Raw genomic sequence first — 25,789 nt, forward strand, 5'->3', positions numbered from 1 at the left:
CGGTGGTCACCTGCCGCGGACGCGTCGGGCGAGGCGGCGCAGCGTCGGGTTGCGGCGGATGAAGGCGAGGCGGGCGGGCACCACGCCCGGGAGCGCGAGCGAGGCCAGCCGGCGGCGCTTGAAGTAGCGCCAGGTGCGCCCGTCCAGGTGCTCGGAGAGGTAGCGCTCGGCGGCCGGGCGGAGGTCCGGGCGCACCCGGGGCTGCATGGCGAAGCCGACCGCGTGCAGCAGGCCGTCCAGTTTCCGGGCCACGGCCGCCTGGGTGGGCGGCGACTGGAGGGTGACGGCGGCGGCGTCCGTGAGTTCGGGGAGCAGCGCGTCGGTGATCGTGACCGGCACCCTGGCTGTGTTCTCGTACGGGGTCAGGCGCTCCAGGAGCGTTCCGGTGCCGGTCCTTGCCACGGGGAGCTCGTACAGGGTGGCTGCCGTGAGCAGTTCGGTCGCCGAACAGCCGACGACGAGCGCGGGGCGTATCCGCCGGTACAGCACTTCCGGGAGGACGGGGGCGTCGAGCGGTCCGCTGTCGAGCACCGTCAGTTCGGCGCCGAGGCGGGAAGCCTCACGGGCCAGCGCGGCCGACCACGGGACCGGCGCGTGGGCGTGGGGTACGAGGAGGAGCCGGGTGTGGCCGAGGGCGACGGCGCCGCGCACCATCTCCAGGTGCAGCTCCCTCGTCCCGGCCGGGGAGAGGAGCCCGGACTCGGCGAGGCGCTCGCCCAGGAGCAGCGCGGGGCCATCGGCGAACGGGAACTCCGGTGCGGCATCGGCCAGTTCGGCGAACACCTTCAGCAGGGCGGCAGCGGGCAGGGGAACGGGCTCCACACCGAACTCGGCCAGCAGCAGCGGCCGCAGGCCGGGTAGCAGGTCCGGGTGGAGCAGGCGCCGGACCCGGGTGCCGATCAGCGGCGGGATCTTGCTCCCGGTCGGGCCGTAGCCGGCCAGATCGTCCACGTACACCGTGATGGGTCCGCCACCGAGGATCTGGGCGAGCGCCAGGGCGGGGGCGGCGTGCGGCGACGCGAACGCCAGCTCGACCTCGTCGTCCCCGAGGTGCCAGGCCCGCCTCAGATGGCGTTCCCACAGGGGCGCGTCGTCGGCGCGCGGGGTCCATTCGGCCGGGTGCTGGGGGGAGATGGTGTCGTTCCAGGAGAGCACCTCGTCGAAACGGGTGCGCAGCAGGCCGAAACCGGGCATCGAGCCGGCGGGGGGAGCCGCCTCCGGGACCGCCGAGGTGTCGCAGAGCAGCAGGATGCGGCGGTCGGCGTCGTCGAAGCAGTGCGCGTCGAGGGCGGCGGCGAGCGTCGCCGTGCCCTGCGGGGTCGAGGCGACGAAGATCTGGGTGGTCACGCGGCAGCCGCTTCCTTCGCGGCGACCGGCCGGCGACGCAGTCTGCGCAGCAAGGTCGCCCGTTGTACGTCCATGGCGTCGAGGGCGTCGTCGAGGACCGGCTGGGGCATGTCCCCGAGTGCTGCCGAACTGAGTGATTTCAGTTTCTGTGCCACGGACGGTTCGAATTTCCCGATGGCGCCGACATGGTGGGCGATGACAGCGCAGTACGTACGCACCGCTTTCGGCAGAAGGGTGTCGGCGTCGCGGTCCGCCGCCGTTTCACCCACGACCTGGTTGTAGGCGCGGATGAAATCGAGCTGACGCTCGTCGCTGATCTGTGTGAGTGATGACGCCACACCCCGGCGGTAGAAATGGCCCAGTGTTCCCAGGACCGCGAAGGAATCCGCTTCGCGGTGCAGCCGCCAGATCCACGGCCGGTCCTCGGCGGTGCGCAGCCCGTCTGCGAAATGCAGCAGCCCCCGGTCCAGGAGGCTCCGGTGGTAGAGCCCGGCCCAGGCGTACGCGTAGTCCACCGAGGTGGTCCGGGAGGCCGGCAGGATCGCGTCCCGGGGGGAGCTCACCGCGCCGCGCCGGCCGTGCGGGACGCGGTGCACCGTGCGGGACCTGCCGGTGACCTGGACGTGGTCCGTGCGGACGAAGGAGCAGCCCAGGGCCTCCGTCCGCGCGAGCAGCCGGGCGTAGTGGCCCGGTGCGAGCCAGTCGTCGCCGTCCAGGAAGGCGATGTACTGCCCGCGGGCCGCTTCCAGGCCGGTGTTGCGGGCCGTCGCCAGACCCGCGTTCCGCTCGTGTCTGTGGACGACCACCCCCTCGATGTCGTCCTGGGCCCGGCGCAGGAGCTCCGCCGTACCGTCGGTCGAACCGTCGTCGACCAGGATGAACTCGAAGTCCTCGCGGGCGTTGGCGCGCAGGCTTCGCAACGTATCGGGGGCGTATGTCCGCACGTTGTAGAACGGCACGATGACGGAGAGCTTGACCACCCGCATCACGCTAAGGGCGGGCCCGGCATTTCCCTTGTCCCCGAAGAGGACTGAGGGTGAACGACGCATGTCGGATCAGTGAATCGGCGCCAATTCACGGCTCTTTGAGGTGCTCCCGAGGTCATATCCCCAACCGTCGGCGGGCTGTTAACCATTTGTTGCCCCCGCGTTGGGCCGCCCATAGAAATGCCTTCCTAGCTTTTAGGACGTGCCTCCACGTACCAGTAATTCGGCTGATCCGGCCGACACCGCAGCAGCAGCCTCCCCGGCGCTCAGGGTTGCCGTACTCGCCGACTCCGACACCCGGTGGAAGTGGGGTGCGCTCACCGCGCGCCGCCTGACCGCAGGTGCCGGCGGGACCTCCCGGACCGGCGCGGGTGAACGCCCCGTCGAGGTCACCGGACTACTGCTGCGCGGCCGTGCCACCCCGACCCCCCGGCAGCTCGCCGAAGTCGGAGAGGTGGGCGTGGACGCCGGCCGGGTGCGCGAGGTGACGGCCGTCGAATTCCTGCACGCGGTGCGGGACGAGGCGTACGACGTCGTCGTGCTCTCCCTCGTCGGCGGCGCCGTCCAGGCCATGCTGCACGGCCTGGCCGCCCTGGGCCTGCCCCGCAGGCCCGTGATCGTCACCGGGTACGTGGGAGTCGTCTACGAGAAGCTCGCCGACGGACTCCTGCTGCGGCACGGGGCGGACATCGTCCTCGCCAACTCCCGTCACGACGCGGAGCGATTCCGCGCGGTGTACGAGGGAGTGGGCGCCGACGCCTCGTCCGTCACTGAGGCCGCGCTGCCGTTCCTCGGCGGGGCGCCGCACCGCCCGGAAGAGGGCCGCGACACCGTCGTGTTCGCCGCCCAGCCCTCCGTGCCGGCCTCCCGCGCGGACCGTACGTACCTGCTGCGCAGGCTCGTCGAACACGCGAGGCTGCACCCGGGCCGCGAGGTGCTGCTGAAGCTGCGCTCGAAGCCGGGTGAGCACACGACCCACATCGAGGAACTGCCCTACCAGCGGCTCGCGGAGCGCCTCCCGGGCGGCCTGCCGCCCAACTTCCGTCTGGTGTACGGGCACATGGGCGAGGTCCTGGACCGCACCGACCTGCTGGTCACGGTCTCCTCGACGGCGGCGCTGGAGTCCCTGCACCGCCGTATCCCGACCGCGATCCTCTCCGACCTCGGCGTACGGGAAACCCTCGGCAACCACCACTTCATCGGCTCCGGGCTGATCACGTCCTGGGACCGGCTCGACGGCGGACACCGCCCGCGGCCCGACGAGGAATGGGTGTCCGGCCAGGGGGTCGCCGCGGACGGCTCGTACGACACGGCCTACGACACCGCGCGGGCCAAGGTCGCCGTCCTGCTCGAACGCGGCTCCCTTCCCGACCTCGCGCCCTACTACACCCCTGCCACCGCCCCCGGTTACCTCCCCGGCATCCTCGCCCGCCACCACCTGGCCACCGACGGCCGCCCGCTGCCGGGCGCCGCGACGCCCAAGGAGACCGGCCGGGTCAGAGGGGCGGTACGCGAGACCGTCCGCAACGCGGCGCGCGGCGCCTACCGCCACGGCGTCCAGCGGGTCGCCCCGGTGATCCGCCGGATGGGCGAGCTGTGACCGCCGACCCCGCCGCCATGTCCACCGCTTCAGGAGCAGCCATGACCCCGCCACCGGCCCCGACCGTGCTCGCCGTGATCCCCGCCCGCGGCGGATCCAAGGGCGTGCCCGCCAAGAACCTCGCCCAGGTCGGCGGCATCCCCCTGGTGGCCCGTGCGGTCCACGCCTGCCTCGCCTCCCCGGAGGTCACGGACGTCGTCGTCACCACGGACGACCCGGCCATCGCGGACGCGGCGCGGGCCGCGGGCCGGGCGCTCGGCGAGTCGGACCGGCTGCACTGCGTGCAACGCCCCGCCGCCATCGCCGGCGACACCGCGACCAGCGAGGCCGCGGTCCTGCACGCCCTCGACGCGTACGAGGCGATGCAGCCCGGCAGGACCGCCGACGTGGTGCTCCTGGTGCAGTGCACCAGCCCCTTCATCACCCGCGAGGACATCGACGGCGTCGCCGCCGCGGTCGCTCGCGAAGGCGCCGACACGGCCGTCACCGTCGCCCCGTTCCACGGGTTCGTCTGGCGCGACGGCAGCGCGGTGGAGGACGACACGTACGGCGTCAACCACGACAAGGCCGTACGCCCCCGCCGCCAGGACCGTCCGCAGGACCTGTTGGAGACGGGCGCCGCGTACGCCATGGACGTCGAAGGCTTCCGCACCCACCGCCACCGCTTCTTCGGCCGCACCGCGCTCGTACGGACCGACCCGGCGCGGGTGCTGGAGATCGACGACCCGCACGACCTGGCCCGTGCCCGCGCCCTCGCGCCGCTCCTGGACCCCTCACCGCTGCCGACCCGCGAGGACATCGACGCAGTCGTCCTCGACTTCGACGGCACGCAGACCGACGACCGTGTCCTCATCGACTCCGACGGACACGAGATCGTCGCCGTGCACCGCGGCGACGGCCTCGGCATCGCCGCCCTGCGCAAGGCCGGCGTCCCGCTCCTGATCCTGTCCACGGAGCAGAACCCGGTCGTCGCCGCCCGCGCCCGCAAGCTCCAGGTCCCCGTCCTGCACGGCATCGACCGCAAGGACCTGGCGCTCAAGCAGTGGTGCGAGGAACAGGGCTTCGACCCCGACCGCGTGCTCTACGTCGGCAACGACGTCAACGACCTGCCCTGCTTCGGACTGGCGGGCTGGCCCGTCGCCGTGGCGAGCGCCCACGACTCGGTACGCGCCGCCGCGCGGGCCGTGACCACAACCCCCGGTGGCTTCGGCGCCATCCGCGAGATCGCGGCCTGGCTCCTGGGCCCGACCCTCACCACCGGCTCCACCCCTGCCAACACCACCCCCACCACGTAAGGAAGCACCACCATGAGCAGCACCTCCCGCCTGCGCACCATCGGCACCCGCACCGCCGGCCCCGGCCACCCCGTCTACATCACGGGTGAGATCGGCATCAACCACAACGGCGACCTCGACAACGCCCTCGCGCTGATCGACGTGGCCGCCGAAGCCGGCTGCGACGCCGTCAAGTTCCAGAAGCGCACCCCGGAGATCTGCACCCCGCGCGACCAGTGGGACATCGAGCGCGACACCCCCTGGGGCCGGATGACGTACATCGACTACCGCCACCGCGTCGAGTTCGGCGAGGCCGAGTACCGGGCCATCTCCGACCACTGCGCCAAGCGCGGCATCGACTGGTTCGCCTCCCCGTGGGACACCGAGGCCGTCGCCTTCCTCGAGAAGTTCGACGTCCCGGCGCACAAGGTCGCCTCCGCGTCCCTCACCGACGACGAGCTCCTGCGTGCGCTGCGCTCCACCGGCCGCACGGTCATCCTCTCCACCGGCATGTCGACCCCGCGCCAGATCCGGCACGCGGTCGAGGTGCTCGGCAGCGACAACATCCTTCTCTGCCACGCCACCTCGACGTACCCGGCCAAGGCCGACGAGCTCAACCTGCGCGTCATCAACACCCTGCAGGGCGAGTTCCCGAACGTCCCGATCGGCTACAGCGGCCACGAGACGGGCCTGCAGACGACCCTCGCCGCCGTCGCGCTCGGCGCCGCGTTCGTCGAGCGCCACATCACGCTCGACCGCGCCATGTGGGGCTCCGACCAGGCCGCCTCCGTCGAGCCGCAGGGTCTCACCCGCCTCGTCCGCGACATCCGCACCATCGAGGCCTCCCTCGGTGACGGCGTCAAGAAGGTGTACGAGTCGGAGCTCGGCCCGATGAAGAAGCTCCGCCGGGTCACGGGCGTCGTCGCCGAGACCGAGAACGCGCCGGCCGCCGAGCCGGTCGCGGTCTGACGGGCAGACCGGTGAACCTCGCCTTCGTCGAGAGCCCGGTCCAGCTCCTGAACGTCCTGGAGTGGACCCACACCCGGGGAGGCTCCGCCGACACCACGGTCGTCGTCCTCCCCCCGGTCGACCCGATGTCGCGCGGCCAGCTGCGCAGGATGGCGGAGCTGGCCCGCGACGAGGGCATATCGGTCCGCTGGCAGGAGGCGCGCGGGGAGACCGGCGCGCCTCTGAAGGCCCTGCGCGCCCTGACAGGGCTGATCCGCAGGGCGGACCGCATCGTCATCGGGGACCCGTTCTCCCGATACGTGCAACTGCTCCTCTCCCTGGTCCGCACGCGCCGGATCACGGTCGTCGACGACGGCACGGCCACCATGGAGTTCGTCGCCCAACTCGCGCGCGGCGAACGCCTGGTGCGCTGGCACCGCCGCGGCAGCCGGGGCCCGCGCGAACTGCTCCTGGCCCCGGTGACCTCAGCGGCCCGCCGCAGCTTCACACCGTCGGCGACCCGCACGGTCGAGGTGTTCACCGCGATGCCGGTGGATGCGCCGCAGGGCGTCGAGGTCACCCCCAACACATTCGCCTGGACCCGCGACCGCTTCGGCCCGCCCCTGATCACCAAGGGAGCCGACCTGGTCGGCACGTCCCTGGTCGAAACGGGCGTGATCGACCCGGTCCCGTACCAGGAGGCGGTGACCGCACTGGCCCGCGCCCACGGAGCGACCCGCTACTTCGCCCACCGCCGTGAATCCGCGGACAAGCTCCACGCCCTGGAAGCCGCCACCGGCCTGGAGATCGTCCGCCCGGACCTCCCCCTGGAACTCATCGCCCGCAGAGGCCCCATCGGCCACACGGTCCTGAGCTTCCCGTCGACGGTCGTCCACACCCTGCCGCTGGCCCTGGTCGGCACCGGGGTGAAGGTCGCCGTGTGCGACATAGCGCCGGAATGGCTCCGCGACTCGGCCTCCCCGCGCGCCCAGGGCTTCCTGAGCGGGGTCACGGAGACGGCCCGGGACGTGCAGCGGCTCTCCCCCTGGAGAGTCACGGCGGTGACGGCGGAGGGCTGAGGGACCGGTCGCACACGGTGTGTTGCGCATGGGATCCGGAGGACGGTGTGCAACTGCCTCCCGTAGGTTGGGCGTCGACCGTTCTACCCGGACACGCGTGAAGGAGCCCGTCGGGTGCCCAGTACTCTCACCCTGCACACCCTGGGGAAGCTGAGGACCGCACCTGGCGGCCTGTTCGACTGCAGGGTCGACCTCACGGACGGCCCGGGAGCCTCACGGCCCGTTGCCCACGTGGAACGCATGCTGCCTCCCGACGGCATCCCCGCCTACCTCGCGGCCCGGAACAGCGGCGCCCGCTCCTTCGTCCTGTGGGCCGACGAGTCCCGTCAGGCACGGGTCGCCACCCTCGTCACCCTCTCCACGAGCGGAGGACGGGCACAGTTCCAGGTGCTCGGCCCGCAAGGTGAACCGCTCGGTGTGCTCACGCGCGACAAGGCGTTCAGCCGGGGGCTGCGCACCCGCTGGACCGTGAGCCGCGCCGGTGCCCCCGACGCGGTCGGATACAAGGGCCGGCTCTTCTGGTGGTGCGTGTGGTGGCTCTGCACACCCCTGCTGCCGCTTCTGCTCGTGGCTCTCCTCTTCGGCGGCGGCGGTGGCGGGGACTTCCCCCGCGGCCCCCGCCGCATCAAGTGGCGCTCGGGAGGCCAGGTCCCGCTGGAGTTCACGTCGTCCGGCAACTCGGTGCGCCTGTACGCGCCGGACCTGGACCGGCGGCTCGGAGCCGCCCTCACCGCCTTGATCCCCTCCTTCGACGGCTGGATCGGCAATGCCTGGGACGCGCGGAAGGACTGACGGCCCGGGCCGGGTGGTGCGCCCGACGCGGACGGCGTGGGCGCCTGCCCGGCAAGCAGACTGCGGGAGTTCAGTCCACCCGGGGCGCCCAGGCACGGGCAGAGGTGTCGTACGCGTAGGACGTCAGGCCCCCGATGGCGCTGGTGCGGAACGGGCGGCCGCGGTCATCGATGCGGGCGGTGCCCGTGCGGCCCTGGGACGACCAGTCCAGCTCCAGGTACCAACTGCAGTCGCAGGCAGCGGTCCTGGCCGTGACCAGCAGCACCTCGGGGTCCTCGGCGGACACCCGGTAGGGCATGCTCACCGCCGGGATCGGCGTGCCGGCGTCGTTGCCGGCGGTCGCGCGGGCGACGGGCCGGTTCCTGTCCAGGTCCACGGCGAAGGACCGCGGGGTGAGGGAGCCGCCGCAACCCTGGTCCATGGAGTACGCGTTGCCCGGAGCGGGAGCGGAGCGGCCGGTCACGCGCACCCGTAGCGCTTCGAGGACCACGGCGGTGTCGGACGTCCCCTGCACGGACAGTTTCACGATCGTCTCCCCGCCGTGCACCGCCCGCTGGGTCGCCGCCCAGGTACCGGCGTCCTGTTGGACCGGAGGGGGCGGCACCCGCTCCGGCGGTGCGGCGATGACGTAGTCGTGGCCGCAGCCGAACGCCCATCCCTGGGAGTCGACGGACCAGGCGAGGGGAGGACCCGCCGGTTCAGACCCTGCCGGGGTTCTCGTGGAGCCGGCCGGGTCCGAAGGCTCGCGCCGGGTGCCCGGAGAGCTCGCGGTGCCGTCCTTCGGACCATGGGAAGGCGACACGGAGCGGGTGTCCGAGGCCCTCGGCCCGGCGGACGCGGCCGCGGTCTCCGGGGCGACCGACGCGGCCCGTGAACCGTCGTCGGCGTCCCGGCCGTCCGGCAGCAGGGCCAGGCTCCCCGCAGCGGCGAGCACGGCACACACGACGGCCGCGGAGCGCTTGCGCCGGTACCAGGGCCGGGGGCGGCGGGGCGCGGCGGGTGGCGGACCGCTCACCAGGCCGTCCGAGCCGGCCGGACCACCGGCAGCTTCGCTCGTAGGGGCGCCGCCGTCATCGCAGCCGCTGTCGCCGGGCTGCCCGCCGGCCGGGGCATCCGATCCTTCCGCCTCGCCAAGAGGCCCGGTCGGGTGCGGGCGTTGCCGGGCAGCCACGGCCAGGAGCCAGCGGCGGTGCAGCTCCAGACGCTCCGCACCCGACGCCCCGCACAGAGCCGCGAAACGCTCCACGGGCGCGAAGTCGAGAGGGACGGCCTCACCGGTGCAGTAGCGGTGCAGCGTGGACGTGTTCATGTGGAGACGACGGCCGAGCGAACCGTAACTGCGATCCGTACGCTCCTTCAGTTCCCTCAGCAGCGCCGCGAACTGTGCCACGGAGTCCTGTGTCTGCACCGTCACCTCCGCACCCGTCAGTCCCGATCCGGTTCCGGGAGCAGGCGTCCCGGGGTGGGGGGCCTGTCCCAGGCGCCCATATACCTGCACGTCAGGGTGGCTGGGATGGTTCCACCCCGGCCGATCCGACGGTGGGCCTTGCGCCGGCCCACCGGGACCGCCGATGCTCGTGGTGCCGCCCCGGTCCTCGCCGGACGCACCGCCACCGTCGAAGCGAGCGGCGCGGCTACTCGGTCGTACGACGGCCGGCGCGATGACGTCGGGCCGTCACACCGCCACATCCCACGCATGCCACCAGGCACTTCATCACGCACTCCACACGGGGGACACCCATGCCCATGCACACCCGCACCGCTGTGCTCGCCGCCGCGCTCTCCGTCGTCGCTCTCGCCGCCTGCGCGGCACCGACCCAGGCAACGGAGGGCGCCGCGCAGGGGAAGGCCGTCACAGCGAAGAACGCCGTCGTGTCGGCGAAGGCCGTCCCGCCCGCGTTCCTCAAGGCGTCCCAACTGCCGCCGCACCCCTCGTCCGACTGGGTCGCGGGGCCGGTCACCGACGGTTTCCCGGTCGAGCTCGCCTACTGCCTGGGCGAGGGCGTACCGGCCTACGACTACCGGCACCGGGTCTTCCACACCGATCTGGACACCGGCGCCGCACAGGTCACCGTCGTCGCGGGCTCCGACGCCAAGGGCAAGGCGCTCGCCGCACTGCTGAACGAGGAGATCCGCTCCTGCGCCGACCGTATCGAGGAGAACGACCCGGAGGTCGAGGCCGAGGGCAGGGACTACGGTTCGCTGCCGGTCGAGGAGGGCGCGCGGGTGCACGGTCTGCACACCACGACGTCCTACGGCGCCACGGACATCCATCTGCTGTCCGTGGGACGGGACGGCCGGACGGTGACCGTCGTGAGCTGGGGGCAGATGGGGACCTTCGCCGACGCTCCGGTGGCCGCCTTCAAGAACACGACGACCACGGCGGTCAAGAGGCTGTACTGACGCCCCGGCAGACGGCATCGCGAAACCGACCGACCGCACGACCACCATGAAAGCCGGGGCGTCCTCCCGCCGGGGGATCCGGGAGGACGCCCCCCCCGGCGGTGCGAGCGCCTACGGCCCGGCTGCGTCCCGCGGGACTCCGGCGGTCCAGCCGGGCAGACTGTGCGGGGTGAACGACTACCGCCCGGTGGACCGGGACCCCGCTCCCGGACACTACGGACTCCTGCGCGTGCGGACCGCCGATCTCGGCCCGGCCCGCTGGCTCAGCGAGCGTGCCCCGGGGCACGGTGACTTCGGGACCGTGGCAGGCGTCGCCGCACCCGGATTCGCCGCCTACGCCAGGGTGTTGCATCCGGCCTCCCTGGACGAGCGGCCGGTGCGGTGGGCCGGGGTGGCTGCCGCATACGGGCGCGAGGTCGCGCCGGGCACGAACTGGCACGAGCTGATCGGGATGGACCGCGACTACTCCAATGCCGACGCGTACGGCCTGCCCGGTGTCTGGGACGAACATCCGGCGGAGGGACCGACGCCGCCCGCTGTCGCCCAGGCTCTGATCCCCGTCCTGGCCCGGCACACCCGTACGTCCGAGCGCTGCTGGTTCGGTCTGTGGAACGGCTACGGGCGGTGGGACTTCGACCGGGTTCCCTACTTCGAAACTCCCGGCCGGGAAGAGGTCCTGCTCACCGGGACACTGGCCGAAGCCGTCTCACCGGTGTCGTTGGACGAGTTCGCCGAACTGCCCGACCTGTGGTGGCCACAGGACCGAGCCTGGTGCCTGGGCGGTGACGTGGACCTGGTAAGCACGTACGTCGGCGGGTCCCAGGCCTTGATCGCCGAACTGCTGGCCGCCCCGGAGCTGGAGACGCACCCGGTGGCGCCGGGCGACGGAGTCGGTTGAGGCCGACAGTGGTCGGCCGGTGCCATCGGAACAGGGGGAAACCCTAGACGCGTTCCAGGGGGCGGTGGGGCTGGGGCGGGAGTTCGACGCCGATGGAGTCGTAGGGGCGAACGGGTCCGCCACGGCGGACCACGGCCATGATGCCGGACTTGAAGGTGAACTCGCCCGAGGCCGGGTCCAAGGCGAAGACCTCGCCCAGCAGCCCCTCACGAAAGTCGTTGATCTTCGCGCACGGGTTGCGCAGCCCCGTCACCTCAACCACTGCCTGCTCCCCGAGGTGGAGCAGAGCGCCGGTGGGGAGGCCGAGAAGGTCGACGCCTCGGGTGGTGATGTTCTCCCCGAGCCCGCCGGCGGAGACATCGAAGCCCTTGAGCGCGAGCTCGTCGAAGAGCTCCTCGTGCATCAGGTGGACCTGGCGCAGATTGGGCAGGTCCGGCTCGTAGGTCATGCGGAACTGGTGGCGGATCGTCTCACCGGCGTGAACGTCCCCTTCGACCCCGAGACCGGCAAGCAGCGTGATGGACTCGCGATTCGGTTTGCTGAACGAGTACGTCGCGTTGCAGCTCACCGCGGTGACGTGGCCGGCCATCGTTTCCCCACCTGTTGTCGGTCCCTGGCGAGGCCGATCCTAAGAGGCGCCGCGACCAGCCTCGACCGGTCAGACATCTTGTGCGGGACAGGCCTTAGCCGTGCCTGCGCCTTCCGCGGATCAGCCACACTCCGACAGCGGCCAGCGCAGCCGCGATCAGGGCCGTCCCGACCGATCCGTCGGCCTGTGCCGTTCCGAATCCGTAGACCACCGTGAGGAAGGCGGCGAACAGGAAGCCGCCTCCGAGGAACCGCTCCCGTGCTCGGACCGTCATCGTCGCCCGCCCCTCGTTGTGTGAACTCATTGTTCTAACCCTTCAGCTTATCTCTGAGGCCTCCGGAGCACGGCGAGGCCGCCATCTCCCTCGTGCGCAGAGCGGCATAGGTGCCCAGGCCCAGTCCCTCGCCGGGGTCGCTGTCCCCGGCAAGCGCCGGCAGTCCGACGGGGCGGGCCGGGGCCGTCCCCGCTTCGGCGCCCTTCGAACACGCCAGTTCCGCGCTGCTCCACGCCGCCACGGCTTGCGCGGTGGGGTTGTCCGGCGTCGCCTCGTGGCTCTTCAACTGCTCCATGAAGGACGAGGACTCGGCCGCTGTCTCCTTCTGGAAGCCTCCGCATGCGGCGGTGGTGCTCCAGAGCAGGGTCAGCCATGCCTTCACCGCGTCGCTGCCCTGCGCGTACTGCGCGACGGCTCGTTTCACCGCGTCCTTGAGCAGGGGCTTGTCGTGGTCGAGGACGGCACAGGATTGGTCCGTCCGCAGCAGGGCGAGCGTCGCGGATGTCGTCACCGTGATCCGGTCGAGGGGGTCCTCCGTCCGCTTCAGCTCGGTCTTCGCCCTGCTGAGGATGTCCTTGGACGCCAAGGGTTCAGCCTTGAGGGACGCCTGCAGGAAGAAGCGGACCTGCTCCCGGAGCGGCGCCGTCGGAGCCGGCTCCCGGATCTCACCGAGGCCGGCGGCTGTTCCGGTCAGTTGAGCCTGAGCGACGGTCGCGAGATACCCGTCAACAGCCGAGTTGTCGTCCGGCTGGTCCGAGATCCGGCCCCGCAGCAGGGCGATGTCCGCCATCGCCTCAGCCGTCGAGTCCGCCACCGCGACCGTTGGCCGGCCAGGCACTGACGCGAGTGCTGTGGAGGCCACCGCCAACTCGGTCAGGGAAGCCGAGGCCTTGCGGTAGTACGGGCCGTTGCCGGCCAGCGAGTCCCGCAGCGCATCCTGGGCCCGCCGGCCCACGGTCTCGACGTCTCCGGTGTCCTGGCGCCCGTCCGAACGCGCAGCGCCCGACACCTGCAGAAGCAGAACGGCTTCCGGTACGGACCACGAGTCGTCCCGCTTCACCAGCCGTGCGATCTCGGCCCGGACGGCGTCGCCGGTCCTCGGGCCCACAGAGCAGGAGAAACCAAGGCCGCCCAACGTGCGCGCTGCGACGTAGTCCGACAGCACCTCGCTGGTACCCGTGACCCGACAAGCCCGGGGCTGCGCCTCCAGATGTCCCGCCACCAGGCCCCTGACCTGCGTACCGGCTGTCTGCCACCGTGCGTTGCCGGGATCCGTGCGGTGGATCTCGTCGGCCAGCCGTGCCGCCGCCTCCACGTCCGGAAGGGCCGGCCCGGCGAGAAGCAGAGCGCGGACCGCAGCGGAAGCCGCAGGCCGCACGAGGTCCGGGTCCAGCTCACTCCCGAACGCCTGGAGGCCTGCCCGCAGATGCTGGATGCGCAGCGCCGCGTCGTCCTCCTGCGTGGCGAGTACGCGATCCGACCACCAGGCGGCACGCCGGCCGAGGTCGGTCGCCGCCTCGGGCCGGCCGGTGTTGCGGAGCACGGCGACTGCCGCCGCGGTCCGGTGCGGGTCCTCACCCGTCAGCGGAACGGTGCTCATGGCGGACGGACGGTCGGCGAAGGTCGCTGCCAGCCGAGCCGTCACTGCGTCAGGAGCCTGTACGCGGGGCCCGATGTGCAGTCCCTCATCGGGCGGGAGCTGCGGCGGAGCCTGACAACTCACGATGCCCATCAGCCCCGTGGTCAGCAGGGCGGCGAACAAACGGCGCCGGGGGGCGGAAGCGGGCTTCCGCCCCCCGGTGGTCGAGAACGACATGCGTCAGACGGTCCCGCCTATGGGGCTGGTGCGCCTGTAGGCATTCACGTCGTAGTGAGTGTTGCCGTACTTCATGCTGGCAGTGGCCGTGTGGGAGACCCAAATCCATCGGCCGTACGGATTCCCGCGTCCGATGACCCTCCCGTGATTGGCAACCACAGCGGAGTTCTTGTCGCCGGCGTACACCCCGCCGCCGCAGTCGTCCTCGCCACCGATGCCGCCGGGGGACAACCCGCCGCCACCGACACTCACGCTGCCTATCCCATACTTGTTGAAGCAGATACCGTCGCTCAGCTTGATGGTGTAGCTGGCCACCGGACCCGCGGAATTCCTCTTCCAGGAGGCAGAGGCAGTGGACGAATCGAGCGTCCACGTCCGCTGTCCCGCGCCACGCCAGGTGTCCTTGAAGCCGACCTTCAGCGTGCCGATACTCACCCTGCGGGTGTTCGACTTGCTGTTCTCGACCGCAACAGCCGGCAGCACACTCGCTGTCAGGACTGCTGAGGCGACGGCCCCGAGCACGACGGCCCGCGCAGCGGTCCGCCCTTGATTCTTCCTCACGGAATATTCCCCCATTTATTCTTCTGTCGCCCGGACGCAGGCAGGTAAAAGCGCCACGCCCGTAGCGGAAGATCGACAGAGCAGCCAGGCGGAATGGAAGCCCCCTGGCGATCCCTGCCGCCGACGGTGCAAACCCACCAATGTGCCCCTGGTCAGGGGGCGGTGGGCGACCTTGATCAAAGTATGGCTTCCAAGATCCGTTCACTACAAGGCTCTTGAGGAACATCTGAGGTCGGCGCACTCTCCGGCCAAAGGCTCGCCCGGCAATTCGCTACAGCTGCGGGATTGTTCACCCGCTTTCCCGTACCGGTTGAATTCTGAACCAGGTAACCCCGGTGCAGAGGGTGTCCTTTTGGTCGGTCGGCCGGGGAAAGGCGAGCGGCCACGTCTCGGGCGTCGGCTCGGAGCTCGGGTTCCGGGGCTCGGGTTCCGAGCTCCGTGACCGGGCCGTTCACTCCTCGGGGGTACGTGGACGGGCGCGGGCCCGAGTCTTGAGCTTCGGGATCCGGGTGTCGGGATGCGAGCCCCGGGGTCCGAGCGCTGTCTTTCCTCCGGTAGGCGGAAGAAGGGTTGGGTAGACCTCCCCACCCTCCCTGACCCGTCTCGGCCAGCAAGTATGACTAATCGTGACCGGCTTGCGGCGCTGTGTCGCGGCTGCTTACGGTGCCCACAACTGAACGACCCCGACTCGGTGTTGAAGCACCGTGCCGGGGTCTCACCCCAAGATCGAAAAGAGCGATCTCGTGGCTACCGAGCACCCTAGCTCCGCCTTGCGCGCACCCGCATCCTCGCGCCCGTACGCGAGGGCCAATCCCGGCTACGGCAAGCGTTCCGTACCGGATCAACGTCCGCCCCGCGCAGATGACTTCGTGCTCCTGCCGGAGCGCGAGCGCCACATCGCCGGGTACGTGGACAGGCTCCCCGACGGCGCCGCCATGGACATCAAGTCGCTGGCCAAGGACCTGCCGCCGTACGGGCAGATGGCCGTCGGCAGCGCGCTGAGGGCCCTGGGCGTCGCCGGGCACCTGCGCCACGTCCGGTGCCTGGCCGCCGTCGGTGACGGGCAGGTCCGCTGGGTCACCCGCACGTACTGGTCCCGGACGGCCCGCGACAACGAGTGGTGGATCGCCCGCCTCCAGGCGGAGGGCAACCCGGAACCGCCCGCGCCCCTGCCGATCCCGGCCCCGTCTGCCGCCGCACCGGTCCCGGTGCCGGGCGCAGCCGCCGTCGTGCCGCAGCGGCGGCCCCCGGCACCGGCAACGGCGTCGGCACCGCGGGGCCACTCGCCCGCCTACCTCGCCCTGGCCCGGCTCGGCCGCGTCGACCCGCGGCTCGCCCTCTCCGCCGGCGACTGCGCCGCCCTGGAGGAGCTCGCCGCCGCGTGACTCGCGCGGGGCGTGGACGGTGAGTACCTCGTACGTACCCTCGCGGCCGGTCTCCCCGCCGCCGTCGACTCACCGGTCGGATTCGTCAGGCGCCGGCTCCGCGACAAGATCCCGCCCCGGCTGCCCGCCGCGCCCGCGCAGGATGCGCCCGTACGCCGGCTGATGGTCGAGTGCACCCAGTGCGGCGCCCCCGGCCGCCCGGAGGCGCTCCCCGACGCCCTCTGCCGCTCCTGCCGCACCAGCCGGCAACCCGCCCCGGACACCGGCCCGGCCACGGCGCCGACCGCGGACGGACCTGACGCAGCGGCTTACGTCGGCACCCTCCGGCTGCCCTGACCGCCGGAAGCGGTGCTGACCACTCCCAAATCGGGAACCGCGCGTCGCGCGTCGTGCCACGGCCCCGTACTGGCGGGCGTGATCCGATGGGGAGGGCGAATCGGGAGTGGCCGGTGATCCTTGCCCGGCGACCGGGCGGGGCGGGCGGGTCGGGCGGGCCGGGTGGGTCGGGCCGACCGGGCGGGTCGATTCCGTGTGCGGCCGCGCTCGCGCCCCGCTCGCGCCGCCGTGGAGAACGGCGGAGTGTACCCACCGTGAACGCCCGTCACACGCCGCAACGCCAACTTTTGTTCCTCTAAGCGGCTGAACTTTTATTGATCTGTGGCCAGTTGAGGGGCCCGGGGGCCTACCCTTCACTGGGTGAACCAGTTGAAGTCCCGCGCGTCCCACGCCGAAGCCGAGCTGCCCGGGGGAGTCGCCCTGCCCGGTGTGCTTCCCGGCGCCCTGTCCGATGAGCTGCGTGCCGAGCTGATCGCCTTCCGGCGTGACCTTCACATGCACCCCGAGCTCGGCAACCAGGAGTTCCGTACCACCGCGGCCATCAAGGCCCGGCTGGAGAGGGCGGGGCTGAAGCCCCGGGTGCTCTCGACCGGGACCGGGCTCATCTGTGACGTGGGACGGCGGGAGGGCGACACGCGGAGCATGCTCGCGTTGCGGGCCGACATCGACGCGCTGCCGATTCCGGACACCAAGGAGGGCATCTCCTACCGGTCCACGGTGCCCGACCGGGCGCACGCCTGCGGGCACGACGTCCACACCACCACGGTTCTCGGTGCGGGTCTCGTGCTCGCCGAGCTCGACCGGCAGGGCCTGCTGCCGAACCCCGTGCGGCTGATCTTCCAGCCGGCCGAGGAGGTCCTGCCCGGCGGTGCGGCCGACGCGATCGAGGACGGGGCGCTGGAGGGCGTCCGGCGGATCATCGGCGTGCACTGCGACCCGAAGGTGGACGTGGGGAAGGTCGGGCTCCGGATCGGTGCGATCACCTCTGCCTGCGACCGGCTGGAGATCACCCTCGACGGGCCCGGCGGGCACACCGCCCGGCCGCACCTGACCACCGACCTGGTCACCGCCGCGGCCAGGGTCGCCACCGACGTGCCCGCGCTGCTCGCCCGGCGGGTCGACGCGCGCGCGGGGCTCGCCCTCACGTGGGGGCGGCTGGAGACCGGGCACGCGCCCAACGTCATCCCGCAACACGCCGAACTGTCCGGAACGGTTCGCTGCCTCGATCTGGACGCCTGGCGCGAGGCGCCGGATCTGGTGCACGCGGCGGTCGACGAGGTGGCCGGAATGCACCGGGCCAAGACCGTGATCAATTACATCCGCGGTGTGCCGCCCGTCGTGAACGACGCGGAATCCATCGGTCTGCTGGACGCCGCGATGACCGCCCGCCGCGGATCGTATGCGATCGAGGACACCGAACAGAGCCTGGGCGGGGAGGACTTCTCCTGGTACCTGGAGCACGTCTCCGGCGCCATGGCCAGGCTCGGAGTGCGTACGCCCGGCGACACCCGCGGTCTGGACCTGCACCGGGGGAACTTCGACGTGGACGAGGAGGCGATCACTGTTGGAGTGGAGCTGTTCACCGCTTCGGCGCTGCTCGACGGCAACCGCTCGTAACCGGACAGGACACCTCCTGTTCGCGACGATCCGATAACGGCTTCCGTACAGGTCCTTATCTGACATCTACGCGCGTTACGATCGCCGCGAAACCAGCGCCGGAAGAGGCGCTTCGGTCAGGTTTGAAGGAGCCTTCCCTTGCGCCGGATCACCAGGATTGCCACCGTGGGCATTATGTCCGCGGCACTCGCACTCAGCGTTACCGCGTGCGGCGACTCGTCCTCGTCCTCCTCGGACACCGCGTCGTCGTCCACGGACAACAAGACCGCCATCGCGTACGACATCGGTGGCCGCGGCGACCAGTCGTTCAACGACGCCGCTTACGCGGGTCTGGCCAAGGCCGAGAAGGAACTCGGCGTCAAGGGCACCGAGGCCGAGCCCTCCGAGGGCGAGTCGGACGCGGACAAGGTCCAGCGCCTCACCTCGCTGGCCCGCGCCGGCAACAACCCGGTCATCGGTGTCGGCTTCGCCTACGCGCCCGCCATCAAGAAGGTCGCGCCGAAGTTCCCGAAGATCACCTTCGGCATCATCGACGACGCCTCGGTCACCGGCGACAACATCGCCAACATCGTCTTCAACGAGGAGCAGGGCTCCTACCTCGCGGGTGTCGCCGCCGCCAAGGTCACCAAGACCAAGAAGGTCGGCTTCATCGGTGGTGTCGAGACCCCGCTGATCAAGAAGTTCGAGGCGGGCTACGCCCAGGGTGTCGCGGACACCGACCCCTCGGTGAAGGTCATCCCGCAGTACCTGACCCAGCCGCCGAACTTCGACGGCTTCTCCAAGCCCGACCTCGGCAAGGCCGCTGCCCAGGGCCAGCTCGACCAGGGCGCCGACGTGATCTACTCCGCGGCCGGTCTTGCCGGTTCCGGTGCGATCGAGGCCGTCTCCAAGGCCGGCAAGTGGAACATCGGCGTCGACTCCGACCAGTACAACCAGGAAGGCCTCGCCGCCTACAAGAAGTCGATCCTGACCTCGGTCACCAAGGACGTCGAACTGGCCGTCTTCAACCTGATCAAGTCGGTCCAGGACGGCAAGCCGCAGACCGGTGAGATCCGCTACGGCCTGGACAAGGACGGTGTCGGCCTGGCCATGTCCAACCCGGCCTTCACCGAGATGACCGAGGTCATCGCCGCGGTGGACAAGGCGAAGCAGGAGATCATCGACGGCAAGATCACCGTCAAGACCACTCCGTAACGACCCCGGTCGTTCGTCTGGTTTCCTGTGGGCCCGGAGCGTGCGCATCACTGCCGCTCCGGGCCTCCGGAGTAACTCCCCGAAGAAGATCCGCCCGTCTGATTTACGATTCGGCAGCGCTACGCGTGTAGACAGCCCTCAGGCGCGATAACTTCACCCCGCCCCTTTGCCCCTCCGCCCCCGCTCCTGTCCGGCCAAGGAGAGTGCGTCATCAACGCGTCCAGCAGCCCCCCTGCCGTAGAACTGCACGGCATCACCAAGCGTTTCCCCGGCGTCGTCGCCAACCACGACATCGGCATCACCGTCCGCAAGGGCACCGTCCACGCCCTCGTCGGCGAGAACGGCGCCGGCAAGTCGACGCTGATGAAGATCCTCTACGGCATGCAGAAGCCGGACGAGGGCACCATCGCCGTGGACGGCGAGCAGGTCTCGTTCGGTAACCCCGGCGACGCCATCGCGCGCGGCATCGGCATGGTGCACCAGCACTTCATGCTCGCCGACAACTTCACCGTCCTGGAGAACGTCGTCCTCGGCGGCGAGAGCCTGTACGGCATCGGCTCCGGCGCACGTAAGAAGATCAAGGAGATCTCCGACGCGTACGGCCTGGGGGTCCGGCCCGACGCACTCGTCGAGGACCTCGGGGTCGCCGACCGCCAGCGCGTGGAGATCCTCAAGGTCCTCTACCGCGGCGCCCGCATCCTCATCCTCGACGAGCCGACCGCGGTGCTCGTGCCGCAGGAGGTCGACGCGCTCTTCGCGAACCTCCGCGAGCTCAAGGCCGAGGGACTCACCGTCATCTTCATCTCGCACAAGCTCGGCGAGGTCCTCTCGGTCGCCGACGAGATCACGGTGATCCGGCGCGGTACGACGGTGGGCACCGCGGATCCCGCGCACACGACCACCAAGCAGCTCGCCGAGCTGATGGTCGGCAGCGAGCTCCCCTCGCCCGAGACCCGTGAGTCCACGGTGACGGATGTGCCGATGCTCCGCGTCGAGGGGCTCTCCCTCAGCGTGACGGACTCGGACGGAGCCGTCCGTGACGTCCTGTCCGATGTCGGCTTCACCATCCACAAGGGTGAGGTCCTCGGCATCGCGGGCGTCGAGGGCAACGGGCAGACCGAGCTGATCGACGCGCTCATCGGCATGCGGGCGGCCGACAGCGGCGTGATCACCCTGGGCGACGACGACATCTCCCGCGCGCCCACGCGCAAGCGGCGCGAGGCGGGCATCGGCTACATCCCCGAGGACCGGCACCGGCACGGAGTCCTGCTGGACGCACCGCTCTGGGAGAACCGCATCCTCGGCCACGTCAGCGAGAAGCCCAACAGCCGCGGGTTCCTGCTGGACCCCAAGGCGGCGCGCCACGACACCGAGCGGATCGTGCGCGAGTACGACGTCCGCACCCCGGGCATCGAGGTCACGGCCGGCTCCCTCTCCGGCGGCAACCAGCAGAAGCTGATCGTCGGCCGCGAGATGAGCCACGAACCGAAGCTCCTGATCGCCGCCCACCCCACCCGTGGCGTGGACGTCGGCGCGCAGGCGCAGATCTGGGACCAGATCCGCGCGGCCCGCCGCGAAGGACTCGCCGTACTGCTCATCTCGGCGGACCTGGACGAGCTCATCGGGCTCTCCGACACCCTGCGCGTCATGTACCGCGGACGGCTGGTCGCGGACGCCGACCCCGCCACCATCACCCCCGAGGAACTGGGCTCGGCCATGACCGGCGCCGCCGCCGGTCACCTCGACGCAGCACCGGAGGACGAGGCCCGATGAAGAAATTCGACAAGGACCGGCTGATCCTGGGCTTCGCAGGGCCGGTACTCGCCCTGGTCGTCGCCTTCGCGCTCGCCACCGTGGTCCTGCTCATCTCGAACCGTGATCCGTTCGAGCTGTACCGGCTGCTGTTCGAGCAGGCGTCGTACTCCGACGTACAGGTACTGATCATCAACCAGGCCGGTACGTACTACCTCGCCGCTCTCGCGGTCGCGGTCGGCTTCCGGATGAACCTCTTCAACATCGGCGTCGACGGCCAGTACCGCCTCGCGGCGATGATGGCGGCCCTGGTCGGCGCGAGCGTCAGCCTTCCCGGACCGCTCCACATCGCCCTGATCGTCGTCGTCGCGATGCTGGTCGGCGCGTTCTGGGCGGGCATCGCGGGCATCCTCAAGACGACGCGGGGGGTGAGCGAGGTCGTTTCGACGATCATGCTGAACTCCATCGCGACCTCGCTGATCGCCTGGCTGATCCTGCCGAAGAACTTCGGTGACCAGGCAGCCGGTTCCAACAACCTGACCACGGGCGAGATCCCGGAGTCCGGCTGGTTCCCGGGGCTGTCCCTGGGCGCCGAGGCCGGAGAGATCTACGGCTTCACCTTCGTCGCCGCCGGCTGCGGCCTCGTCTACTGGTTCGTCCTGAACCGCACCCGGTTCGGCTTCGACCTGCGGGCCACGGGCGCGAGCGAGACCGCCGCCCAGGCGTCCGGCGTGGACGCCAAGAAGATGATCCTGACCTCCATGCTGATCTCCGGCGCGGTCGCCGGTCTGGCCGGAATGGCGACGCTGCTGGGCGACACCCACACGTACAGCCTCGACTTCCCGGTCGGCATCGGCTTCACGGGCATCACCATCGCGCTGCTCGGCCGTAACCACCCGGTGGGCATCGCCCTCAGCGCCCTGCTGATCGCGTTCCTGGACAAGGCGTCCTCGTCGCTCGACCAGTTCGGGTTCGAGAAGGAGATCGCCACGATCATGCAGGGCCTGATCGTGATCTCCGTCGTCATCAGCTACGAACTGGTCCGCCGTTACGGGACCCGCCGTCAGCAGCAGAAGGTCGGCGAGGAACTCGCCGCCGGCCACGCCCTCACGACCGAGAAGGAGGCGGCCCTGTGAGCACCCAAGTACCTGCCGCACGCGTCGCCCCCAAGAAGGGCGGCGGACGCCGCAAGCTCTCCCTGCCCGTCGTCCTCCTGATCATCGCCGGTGCTCTCGCCCTCGTCTCGCTGGTCCGCCTCATCAGCGGCGCGGAGGACGTGACCTCCGTCGGTCAGGTCGCGGGCGCCCTCGAACTGGCCGTTCCCATCGGCCTCGCCGGCCTCGGCGGTCTGTGGGCCGAGCGGGCCGGCGTCATCAACATCGGGCTCGAGGGCATGATGATCCTCGGCACCTGGTTCGGTGCCTGGGCGGGATTCCAGTGGGGCCCGTGGGTGGGCGTGCTGTTCGGCATCATCGGCGGCGCGCTCGGCGGTCTGCTGCACGCGGTCATGACCGTCACCTTCGGCGTGAACCACATCGTCTCCGGTGTGGCGATCAACATCCTCGCCGTCGGAGTCACCCGCTACCTCTCGAACTTCACGTTCGCCCAGGAGCCGGGCGGCTCCTCCAAGCAGTCCCCCCGCCTCGAGGAGATCGACAAGATCACCATTCCGGGGCTGTCGGACTGGATGCAGGACCTGCAACAAGAACACTGGTTCTTCGTATCCGACCTCGCCGGCATCATCGGCGGGCTCGTCACCGGACTGTCCCTGCTGACCGTCGTGGCCCTGCTGCTGATCCCCGCCACGTGGTGGATCCTGTGGCGCACCGCGTTCGGCCTGCGGCTCCGCTCCTGCGGCGAGAGCCCGGTGGCCGCCGAGACCCTCGGCGTGAACGTCTACAAGTACAAGTACATCGCCGTCGTCATCTCCGGCGGACTGGCGGGACTCGGTGGCGCCTTCCTCGCCATCGTCGCCACGAGCATCTACCAGGAGGGCCAGACCGGCGGCCGCGGTTACATCGGTCTCGCCGCGATGATCTTCGGTAACTGGATGCCGGGCGGAATGGCCCTGGGTGCCGGGCTCTTCGGCTTCACCGACAGCCTCAAGCTGCGCGGTGGCGCGGAGAACGTGCACGCGATGCTGCTGCTCCTGGCGATCCTGCTGGTCATCGCCGCGTTCTGGCAGCTGTACCGGAAGAAGTACGTGTCCGCGGTGATCTCGGCGGCCTGTTCCGCGCTGCTGTTCACCTGGTACGCGCTGACGGACCAGGTCCCGAGCCAGTTCGTGGACGCCGCTCCGTACGTCACCACGCTGCTCGTGCTCGCGCTGTCGGCGCAGCGGCTGCGGCCGCCGAAGGCGGACGGTGTTCCGTACCGCAAGGGCGAGGGCAAGTGACACCGCCGTCCGCGGATGCCGGTGCGGCGGCTGTCGACTGGGAGGCACTGCGTACGGCCGCCCGGGACGCGATGTCCCGGGCGTACGCCCCGTACTCGGGCTTCCCGGTCGGCGTCGCGGCGCTGGTCGACGACGGCCGCACGATCGTCGGCTGCAACGTCGAGAACGCGTCGTACGGCATCGGCCTGTGCGCCGAGTGCGGCCTGGTCTCCCAGCTGGCCGCCACGGGCGGCGGCCGGCTGACCCACTTCACCTGCGTGGACGGCAGGGGCGCGGTGCTCGTGCCGTGCGGGCGGTGCCGGCAGCTGCTGTACGAGTTCGGGGGACCGGAGCTCGTCCTGGAGACCCCGGACGGCTTCCGGACGCTCGACGAGATGCTGCCGCAGGCCTTCGGGCCGCAGCACCTGAGGTAGCGCGGGGGCGGGCCGCCGGGGTCTTCCGGCGGCCGCTCGCCCTCAATCGCCGGGCCCGCTTGGCCTTTTGTGAACCAGAACCTCTATGCGCGTAGAGTCATTCGGGACTCTTGCGTACGTACCGGCCGGAAGGACTCCAAGGACATGGACGCCATCTCCGTCATCCGCACGAAGCGGGACCGCGGCGAGCTGAGCCCCGAGCAGATCGACTGGGTCATCGACGCGTACACCCGCGGCGAGGTCGCCGACGAGCAGATGTCCGCGTTGGCCATGGCGATCCTGCTGAACGGTATGAACCGCACCGAGATCGCCCGCTGGACCGCCGCGATGATCGCCTCAGGTGAGCGGATGAACTTCGACGCGCTCTCCCGCCCCACCACCGACAAGCACTCCACCGGCGGCGTCGGCGACAAGATCACGCTGCCGCTCGCCCCGCTGGTCGCCGCCTGCGGCGCCGCGGTGCCGCAGCTCAGCGGCCGGGGCCTCGGCCACACCGGCGGGACCCTCGACAAGCTGGAGTCCATCCCCGGCTGGCGGGCACACCTCACCAACGCCGAGATGCTGCACGTCCTCGACACCACCGGCGCCGTGATCTGCGCCGCGGGCGACCAACTCGCCCCCGCCGACAAGAAGCTGTACGCGCTCCGCGACGTCACCGGCACCGTCGAGGCCATCCCGCTCATCGCCAGCTCGATCATGTCCAAGAAGATCGCCGAGGGCACGGGCGCGCTCGTCCTGGACGTCAAGGTCGGTTCCGGCGCCTTCATGAAGACCATCGAGGACGCCCGTGAACTGGCCTCCACCATGGTCGCGCTGGGCACCGACAGCGGCGTAAGGACAGTCGCCCTGCTCACCGACATGTCCACCCCGCTCGGCCTGACTGCGGGCAACGCCCTGGAGGTACGCGAGTCCGTCGAGGTCCTCGCCGGCGGCGGCCCCAAGGACGTCATCGACCTGACCCTCGCGCTGGCCCGCGAGATGCTCGACGCCGCCGGGCTCAAGGACGCCGACCCGGAGAAGGCACTCGCCGACGGCTCCGCGATGGACGTGTGGCGCCGCATGATCTCCGCCCAGGGCGGCGACCCGGACGCCGAGCTCCCCGTCGCCCGCGAGCAGCACGTGGTGACGGCCCCGTCCTCGGGCGTACTGACCCGCCTGGACGCCTACGACATCGGTGTGGCCGCCTGGCGCCTCGGTGCGGGCCGCGCGCGCAAGGAGGACCCGGTGCAGGAGGGTGCGGGCATCGAGCTGCACGCCAAGCCCGGTGACACGGTGACCGAGGGCCAGCCGCTGCTGACGCTGCACACGGAGACTCCGGAGAAGTTCGAGTACGCGCTGAAGGCACTGCCCGACTCGTACGACATCGCTCCGGCCGGAACGCCGTTCGCCGCCACGCCGGTCGTGCGGGAACGTATCGCCTGACCTGGGGCTTTCCCTTTCGGGTGAACGGGACCGGTGGACCACCACCGGTCCCGTTCGGCATGCTGGACTCGGTGACGCACCCAATGAGGAGACCGCCGTGAGCGCACTCACTGTCGATCCCGTCCCGGGCAGCGGCCAGGAGACTCTTCCTGCTCCTCGATCCGTGGCACTCCGGTCGGCCCACTGCCACCCTTAACGGTGACCCGGAGCGTGGCACCTACCGTGTCTTGGAGTCGGTCGAGTACGGCGGGAAGCTGGCGCTCCCCGAGCCGTTCGGGCTGGAAGTGGACACGGGGATGTTCCCGGTGAGCTGAGACGCACGCCGGCCGGAGCGATGAGTTTCGGGCGTCACGCCGGTCTTTGTGGTGTGGATGCCATGACCCCGAACGCTCTCGTCCTCACCGGCCGCATCACCAGGGCCGATGTGCCGGGACTCTGTGCCGAGCTGGAGGCACTGCTGCGCGGCCGCGAGGACGCCGGTCCGCCCGCGGCGGTGGACTGCGATGTGGGCGGTGTCCTGCGCCCGGATCTCGCCCTGGTCGAGGCGCTGGCCCGGCTGGCGCTCGTCGCGCGCCGGGCCGGAGGCGTCGAGCTGCGGCTGTGCAACGTGCCGGGCGAACTCCGGGCGCTGCTCGACCTCGTGGGTCTGGCCGATGTGGTGGGCCTGGGTGGTGCGGACCAGGCGCGGGACCCGGTCTGATCCGCACC

The 25,789-nt window shown here is 70.9% G+C and carries 22 protein-coding genes and 2 pseudogenes; 17 read left to right on the plus strand and 7 right to left on the minus strand.

Going from position 1 to position 25,789, the window contains the following annotated elements; genetic code table 11:
- Positions 1–6 precede the first annotated feature (6 nt).
- Together ACFQ6X_RS26500 and ACFQ6X_RS26505 are read right to left on the minus strand one after the other, a co-directional pair.
- A complete protein-coding gene (locus ACFQ6X_RS26500) occupies positions 7–1,347 on the minus strand; it encodes a polysialyltransferase family glycosyltransferase (RefSeq protein ID WP_383184932.1) in 1,341 nt (446 codons plus the stop codon).
- A complete protein-coding gene (locus ACFQ6X_RS26505) occupies positions 1,344–2,327 on the minus strand; it encodes a glycosyltransferase family 2 protein (RefSeq protein ID WP_383184934.1) in 984 nt (327 codons plus the stop codon). Before ACFQ6X_RS26505 ends, ACFQ6X_RS26500 begins: the two co-directional genes overlap by 4 nt.
- A 208-nt stretch (positions 2,328–2,535) precedes the next feature.
- Here ACFQ6X_RS26505 and ACFQ6X_RS26510 point away from each other — a divergent pair, with 208 nt between their 5' ends.
- From ACFQ6X_RS26510 to ACFQ6X_RS26530, 5 genes are all read left to right on the plus strand, one after another.
- Positions 2,536–3,933 carry a DUF6716 putative glycosyltransferase gene (locus tag ACFQ6X_RS26510; RefSeq protein WP_383184936.1) on the plus strand — a complete coding sequence of 466 codons (1,398 nt, stop codon included), beginning with the start codon at positions 2,536–2,538 and terminating at the stop codon, positions 3,931–3,933.
- 41 nt (positions 3,934–3,974) lie between these two features.
- Positions 3,975–5,228 (plus strand): cytidylyltransferase domain-containing protein, encoded by a 1,254-nt coding sequence (locus tag ACFQ6X_RS26515; protein ID WP_383184938.1) that lies wholly within the window; start codon positions 3,975–3,977, stop codon positions 5,226–5,228.
- A 12-nt stretch (positions 5,229–5,240) separates the two neighbouring features.
- Entirely contained in the window at positions 5,241–6,176 is a 936-nt protein-coding gene (locus ACFQ6X_RS26520; protein ID WP_383184940.1) for an N-acetylneuraminate synthase family protein, read from the plus strand.
- 11 nt (positions 6,177–6,187) lie between these two features.
- Positions 6,188–7,234, plus strand: coding sequence for a hypothetical protein (locus ACFQ6X_RS26525; protein ID WP_383184942.1), 1,047 nt, complete (start codon positions 6,188–6,190; stop codon positions 7,232–7,234).
- Between the two features lie 114 nt (positions 7,235–7,348).
- Entirely contained in the window at positions 7,349–8,026 is a 678-nt protein-coding gene (locus ACFQ6X_RS26530) for a hypothetical protein (protein ID WP_383184944.1), read from the plus strand.
- A gap of 70 nt (positions 8,027–8,096) precedes the next feature.
- Here the strand turns inward: ACFQ6X_RS26530 and ACFQ6X_RS26535 are convergent, their stop codons facing one another.
- Positions 8,097–9,440: a helix-turn-helix domain-containing protein gene (locus ACFQ6X_RS26535; RefSeq protein ID WP_383184946.1), complete on the minus strand. Its 1,344-nt coding sequence runs from the start codon at positions 9,438–9,440 to the stop codon at positions 8,097–8,099.
- Between the two features lie 326 nt (positions 9,441–9,766).
- On the opposite strand from ACFQ6X_RS26535, the gene ACFQ6X_RS26540 reads away from it, so the two are divergent.
- Both ACFQ6X_RS26540 and ACFQ6X_RS26545 read left to right on the plus strand, forming a co-directional pair.
- Positions 9,767–10,429, plus strand: coding sequence for a hypothetical protein (locus tag ACFQ6X_RS26540; RefSeq protein ID WP_383184948.1), 663 nt, complete (start codon positions 9,767–9,769; stop codon positions 10,427–10,429).
- A 169-nt stretch (positions 10,430–10,598) separates the two neighbouring features.
- A complete protein-coding gene (locus tag ACFQ6X_RS26545; protein ID WP_383184950.1) occupies positions 10,599–11,327 on the plus strand; it encodes a hypothetical protein in 729 nt (242 codons plus the stop codon).
- 43 nt (positions 11,328–11,370) lie between these two features.
- On the opposite strand, the gene ACFQ6X_RS26550 is transcribed toward ACFQ6X_RS26545, so the two are convergent.
- The 4 genes from ACFQ6X_RS26550 to ACFQ6X_RS26565 all read right to left on the minus strand — a co-directional run bounded on the left by ACFQ6X_RS26550 (position 11,371) and on the right by ACFQ6X_RS26565 (position 14,567).
- A complete protein-coding gene (locus tag ACFQ6X_RS26550; protein ID WP_383184952.1) occupies positions 11,371–11,916 on the minus strand; it encodes an MOSC domain-containing protein in 546 nt (181 codons plus the stop codon).
- Positions 11,917–12,010: 94 nt separating this feature from the next.
- Positions 12,011–12,220 carry a hypothetical protein gene (locus tag ACFQ6X_RS26555; protein WP_383184954.1) on the minus strand — a complete coding sequence of 70 codons (210 nt, stop codon included), beginning with the start codon at positions 12,218–12,220 and terminating at the stop codon, positions 12,011–12,013.
- Between the two features lie 4 nt (positions 12,221–12,224).
- Entirely contained in the window at positions 12,225–14,006 is a 1,782-nt protein-coding gene (locus ACFQ6X_RS26560) for a hypothetical protein (protein ID WP_383184956.1), read from the minus strand.
- Positions 14,007–14,009: 3 nt separating this feature from the next.
- On the minus strand, positions 14,010–14,567 hold the full coding sequence (locus ACFQ6X_RS26565) for a hypothetical protein (protein WP_383184958.1): 558 nt from the start codon (positions 14,565–14,567) through the stop codon (positions 14,010–14,012).
- A gap of 743 nt (positions 14,568–15,310) precedes the next feature.
- Here ACFQ6X_RS26565 and ACFQ6X_RS26570 point away from each other — a divergent pair.
- The 10 genes and pseudogenes from ACFQ6X_RS26570 to ACFQ6X_RS26615 all read left to right on the plus strand — a co-directional run bounded on the left by ACFQ6X_RS26570 (position 15,311) and on the right by ACFQ6X_RS26615 (position 25,781).
- Positions 15,311–16,288 (plus strand): annotated as a pseudogene (locus ACFQ6X_RS26570) (MarR family transcriptional regulator).
- 369 nt (positions 16,289–16,657) lie between these two features.
- Entirely contained in the window at positions 16,658–17,905 is a 1,248-nt protein-coding gene (locus tag ACFQ6X_RS26575) for an amidohydrolase (protein WP_383185030.1), read from the plus strand.
- Between the two features lie 138 nt (positions 17,906–18,043).
- Positions 18,044–19,099, plus strand: a complete 1,056-nt coding sequence (locus tag ACFQ6X_RS26580) for a BMP family protein (protein ID WP_383184960.1) — start codon at positions 18,044–18,046, stop codon at positions 19,097–19,099.
- Positions 19,100–19,285: 186 nt separating this feature from the next.
- Positions 19,286–20,872 (plus strand): ABC transporter ATP-binding protein, encoded by a 1,587-nt coding sequence (locus ACFQ6X_RS26585; protein WP_383185032.1) that lies wholly within the window; start codon positions 19,286–19,288, stop codon positions 20,870–20,872.
- The gene (locus tag ACFQ6X_RS26590) at positions 20,869–21,987 is read left to right on the plus strand and encodes an ABC transporter permease (protein WP_329208058.1); all 1,119 of its coding nucleotides are present in this window, start codon (positions 20,869–20,871) and stop codon (positions 21,985–21,987) included. Before ACFQ6X_RS26585 ends, ACFQ6X_RS26590 begins: the two co-directional genes overlap by 4 nt.
- The gene (locus ACFQ6X_RS26595) at positions 21,984–23,246 is read left to right on the plus strand and encodes an ABC transporter permease (RefSeq protein WP_383184962.1); all 1,263 of its coding nucleotides are present in this window, start codon (positions 21,984–21,986) and stop codon (positions 23,244–23,246) included. Before ACFQ6X_RS26590 ends, ACFQ6X_RS26595 begins: the two co-directional genes overlap by 4 nt.
- Positions 23,243–23,659: a cytidine deaminase gene (locus ACFQ6X_RS26600; protein ID WP_383184964.1), complete on the plus strand. Its 417-nt coding sequence runs from the start codon at positions 23,243–23,245 to the stop codon at positions 23,657–23,659. Before ACFQ6X_RS26595 ends, ACFQ6X_RS26600 begins: the two co-directional genes overlap by 4 nt.
- A gap of 144 nt (positions 23,660–23,803) precedes the next feature.
- Complete coding sequence (locus ACFQ6X_RS26605; RefSeq protein ID WP_383184965.1) at positions 23,804–25,081, plus strand: thymidine phosphorylase; 1,278 nt, start codon at positions 23,804–23,806, stop codon at positions 25,079–25,081.
- Between the two features lie 131 nt (positions 25,082–25,212).
- Positions 25,213–25,395 (plus strand): annotated as a pseudogene (locus ACFQ6X_RS26610) (Uma2 family endonuclease); the annotation flags it as partial.
- A 20-nt stretch (positions 25,396–25,415) separates the two neighbouring features.
- Positions 25,416–25,781, plus strand: a complete 366-nt coding sequence (locus tag ACFQ6X_RS26615; protein ID WP_383184966.1) for an STAS domain-containing protein — start codon at positions 25,416–25,418, stop codon at positions 25,779–25,781.
- Positions 25,782–25,789 lie beyond the last annotated feature (8 nt).

Source organism: Streptomyces sp. NPDC056452 (assembly GCF_042796085.1).
In the GTDB taxonomy this organism is placed as follows: Bacteria; Actinomycetota; Actinomycetes; order Streptomycetales; family Streptomycetaceae; genus Streptomyces.